Below are 3,622 nucleotides of genomic sequence, written 5' to 3'. Positions count from 1 at the left end.
GTGATCGTCATCGAGAGCATGATCGGCAGCTCCGGATCGACGCGGCGCGCGGCGTGAATCGCGGCCTTGGCGTTGAGCGTGTCGAACACGGTCTCGATCAGGACGAAATCGATCCCGCCTTCGACGAGCGCCTCGATCTGCTCGACATAGACGTCGGAAACGGTGTCGAAATCGACCTCGCGATAGCCGGGATCGTTGACGTTGGGCGAGAGCGAGAGCGTCTTGTTGGTCGGCCCGATCGCGCCGGCGACGAAGCGGTCCGGCCCGGCCACCTCGCGGATGATCCGCGCCGCCTCGCGGTTGATCTCGGTGACGAGCGCTTCCGCTCCGTAATCAGCCTGGCTGATCCGGTTGGCGTTGAAGGTGTTGGTCGCCAGCACATCCGCGCCGGCATCGGCGAAACTCTGCGCGATCTCGCGGATCAGCGCGGGCCGGGTGAGGTTCAGCAGGTCGTTATTGCCCTTCTGATCGTGGGTGAGCGCGAGGTCGCCGCGATAATCGGCCTCCTGGAGCCTGCGCTCCTGGATCTGCGTGCCATAGGCGCCGTCCTTGACGAGGATGCGCGTGGCGGCTTCGGCCCTAAGCCGTTCGGCGGCGTTCATGCGGTTCGTCCTTCGGCCTCAGCCCGAGCAAATGGCAGATCGCGTAGCTCAGCTCGGCCCGGTTCAAGGTGTAGAAATGGAATTGCCGCACCCCGCCCGCGTAGAGCTGGGCGCAGAGTTCGGCGGCGACGGTGGCCGCGACGAGCTGGCGCGCGGCGGGGAGGTCGTCCAGCCCCTCGAACAGCCGGTCGAGCCAGTCGGGAATCGCGGCACCGCAGAGCGCGGCGAACTTGCGCGTCTGGGCGACGGTCGAGACCGGCAGGATGCCCGGCGTCATCTCGGCCGAGATGCCGGCCGCGGCGACCTGGTCCCGGAAGCGCAGGAAGCAGTCGGCCGAGAAGAAGAACTGGCTGATCGCCCGGTCCGCGCCGGCGTCGATCTTGCGCTTGAGATTGTCGAGATCGGCGACCGCGCTCGCCGAATCCGGATGGCATTCCGGGTAGGCCGCGACCGAAATCTCGAACGGCGCGACCTTCTTCAGCCCGGCGACCAGCTCGGTGGCGTTGGCATAGCCGCCCGGATGCGGCGCGTAGGGCTTGCCCGGCTCGGGCGGATCGCCGCGCAGCGCGACGATGTGGCGGATGCCGGCGTCCCAATAGGCACGGGCGATGTCGTCGATCTCGCCCCGGCTCGCCTCGACGCAGGTGAGGTGGGCGGCGGCGTGGAGAATCGTCTCGCGCTGGATGCGCACCACCGTGTTGTGGGTGCGCTCGCGGGTCGAGCCGCCGGCGCCGTAGGTGACCGAGACGAAGCGCGGCGCCAGCGGCTCCAGCGTCTTGATCGACTCCCAGAGCGTCGCCTCCATCTTCTCCGTCTTGGGCGGGAAGAATTCGAAGCTGACCGCGATATCGCCCGCCGCGTCGGCGAAGAGCGGCCGACCGGGCTGCGAGAGGGCGCCGAGCGGGCTCATGCGACCTCGCGGATGCGCTCGGCGGGCTGGGTGCCGAGCCAGATCGTGACCGTGAGCTCGCCACCCCCGAGATGCTCGACGACCTCGCCCTCCAGCCCCGCCGCCTCGAGATAGGAGAGCACCGCCTCGTCGGCGAAGCCCAAACGGGCATGCGCGTCCCGGGCGCGCAATTCCTCGCGTTCGTGGGGGGCGAAATCGGCGATCAGCAGGCGTCCGCCGGGAGTGAGCAGCCGCGCCGCCTCTGCCACCGCCGCGGCCGGCGTCTGCGCATAATGAAGCACCTGATGGATGATCACCGTGTCGGCCGAGGCCGAGGGCAAGGGCAAAGCATACATGTCGCCCTGCCGCAATTCGGCGGCCTCGAGTCCGGCCTGGGCGAGCTTGACCCGGGCGAGGCGGAGCATTTCGGGCGAGCGGTCGATGCCGAGCGCGTGCTCGGCCTGCGTGCCGAACAATTCGATCATCCGCCCGGTGCCCGTGCCGATGTCGATCAGCTTGCCCAGGGGCGCCTCGCCCAGCGCGCGGGCGATCGCCGCCTCGACCTCGCTTTCGGCGACGTGGAGCGAGCGCAGCGCGTCCCATTGCTCGGCATGGCTGGCGAAATAGCGCTCGGCGGCGGCGGCGCGGTCGGCGCGCACGGCGGCAAGCCGGGCGGCGTCGGCCGCGACCCAGGCGTTGTCACCGTCCAGCTCGGTCCAGCGGTCGAGCAGCTGGAAGAGCGGCTCCATGCGCGCCCGCTCACCCAGGCTGACGAACACCCAGCTGCCTTCCTTGCGCCGCTCGGCGAGGCCGGCGTCGATCAGGATCTTGACGTGGCGCGAGACGCGCGGCTGGCTCTGCCCGAGCACCTGCGCGATCTCGCCGACCGACAGCTCCATCGCGCGCAGCAAGGCGACGATCCGGAGCCGGGTCGGATCGGCGAGCGAAGCGAAGATTTTCGGCGCCTGAGCCATATTTGCGGATATAAAGATATCTTTATATCATGGTCAAGGCGTTAACGCCGGCAATTATATACTTGACTTAGCAAGGCCGCTGTGGGATACCGGTTCTCACAGAGGGAAAAGCCATGAATATCACCGACAAAATCTTTCACGACGAAGCCGAAGCGGCGGCCCATATCGAGCGCTCGCGCTGGCCGACTGGTGACATCACCTGCCCGCTGTGCGGAGCGGATCGCGTCCGCCGCATGGGCGGTAAAACTCAGGCTGGCATGTTCCTCTGCAATGATTGTCGCGGCAAGTTCACCGTTCGCACCGGCACCGTCATGGAGCGCTCGCATGTCCCGCTGCACAAATGGCTGCTCGCTACGCACCTTTTGGCCGCGTCGAAGAAGGGCATGAGCGCGAAGCAAATGGAGCGCATGCTCGGCGTGACCTACAAACCCGCGTGGTTCCTCTGCCACCGCATCCGCGAAGCGATGGACGAAGCGAATAGCGGCGGGAAACTTGGCGGCCCCGGCGTCACCGTTGAGGCGGATGAAAGCTGGGTCGGCGGCCTCGCCAAGAACCGCGCCTTCCGCGACACCGCTCCGAAGAAGATCATCATGACGCTGGTCGAGCGCGGCGGGCGCGCCCGCACGTTCCACATCGCCAACGTCACCGGCCCCGTCCTGCGCACCGTGCTCGTCAAGAACGTCGACCGCGCCAGCGTTCTCGCGACCGATGAGCACGTCTCCTACAAGCCGCTCGGCGTCGAATATGCGGCGCACCTCACCATCAATCACAGGGCAAAGCAGTATTCGTCGCCCGATCGCCGCTCGCATTCTAACACTGCCGAAAACTTTTTCAGCATCTTCAAGCGCGGCGTGATCGGCACCTACCATCACCTGAGCGAGGCCCATTTGCACCGCTACTGCCGTGAGTTTGACCTTCGCTACAGCACCCGCGACATGACGGACGGCGAGCGCGCACATGCCATTCTCAAGGGCATGGAAGGCCGCCGCCTTACCTATCGGCGGACTGACGCACTCACCGCCTAAGATCGTCTACGCGGCCCGTCAGATCGGGACGCGCCGCAAACGCTGGACTCGCTAGCCGTTTCTACGCCACTCTCGCACCGGCAACGGGGGATGACGATGGCCCACTATCTTTATGTCACCCCAGACAGGGTG

At 66.8% G+C, this 3,622-nt stretch carries 4 protein-coding genes; 1 reads left to right on the top strand and 3 read right to left on the bottom strand.

Going from position 1 to position 3,622, the window contains the following annotated elements; translation table 11 throughout:
• The 3 genes from ACT4N8_RS09320 to ACT4N8_RS09310 all read right to left on the bottom strand — a co-directional run.
• Window positions 1-602: homocysteine S-methyltransferase family protein (locus ACT4N8_RS09320; RefSeq protein WP_444857856.1), on the bottom strand; the 602-nt coding region annotated here is incomplete at its 3' end.
• Window positions 580-1,512, bottom strand: coding sequence for a methylenetetrahydrofolate reductase [NAD(P)H] (gene metF / locus ACT4N8_RS09315; RefSeq protein ID WP_444857855.1), 933 nt, complete (start codon window positions 1,510-1,512; stop codon window positions 580-582). The genes ACT4N8_RS09320 and metF, both read right to left, overlap by 23 nt.
• Window positions 1,509-2,465, bottom strand: a complete 957-nt coding sequence (locus ACT4N8_RS09310; protein ID WP_444857854.1) for an ArsR/SmtB family transcription factor — start codon at window positions 2,463-2,465, stop codon at window positions 1,509-1,511. The genes metF and ACT4N8_RS09310 overlap by 4 nt, the downstream gene beginning before the upstream one ends.
• 113 nt (window positions 2,466-2,578) lie before the next feature.
• Here ACT4N8_RS09310 and ACT4N8_RS09305 point away from each other — a divergent pair, with 113 nt between their 5' ends.
• The gene (locus tag ACT4N8_RS09305; protein ID WP_444857853.1) at window positions 2,579-3,490 is read left to right on the top strand and encodes an IS1595 family transposase; all 912 of its coding nucleotides are present in this window, start codon (window positions 2,579-2,581) and stop codon (window positions 3,488-3,490) included.
• The last annotated feature ends 132 nt before the right edge of the window (window positions 3,491-3,622 follow it).

Origin of the sequence: Sphingosinicella sp. (assembly GCF_052387495.1) — a bacterium.
Classification (GTDB): Bacteria; Pseudomonadota; Alphaproteobacteria; order Sphingomonadales; family Sphingomonadaceae; genus Allosphingosinicella.
Note: the sequence above shows the minus strand (reverse complement) of the source record. Positions and strands in the feature narration are given on the sequence as shown.

Bases quoted from the DNA above. Each gene is read 5' to 3' on its own strand.
- ACT4N8_RS09305 (WP_444857853.1), top strand. From the start codon at position 2,579: ATGAATATCACCGACAAAATCTTTCACGACGAAGCCGAAGCGGCGGCC.
- metF (WP_444857855.1), bottom strand. From the start codon at position 1,512: ATGAGCCCGCTCGGCGCCCTCTCGCAGCCCGGTCGGCCGCTCTTCGCC.
- ACT4N8_RS09310 (WP_444857854.1), bottom strand. From the start codon at position 2,465: ATGGCTCAGGCGCCGAAAATCTTCGCTTCGCTCGCCGATCCGACCCGG.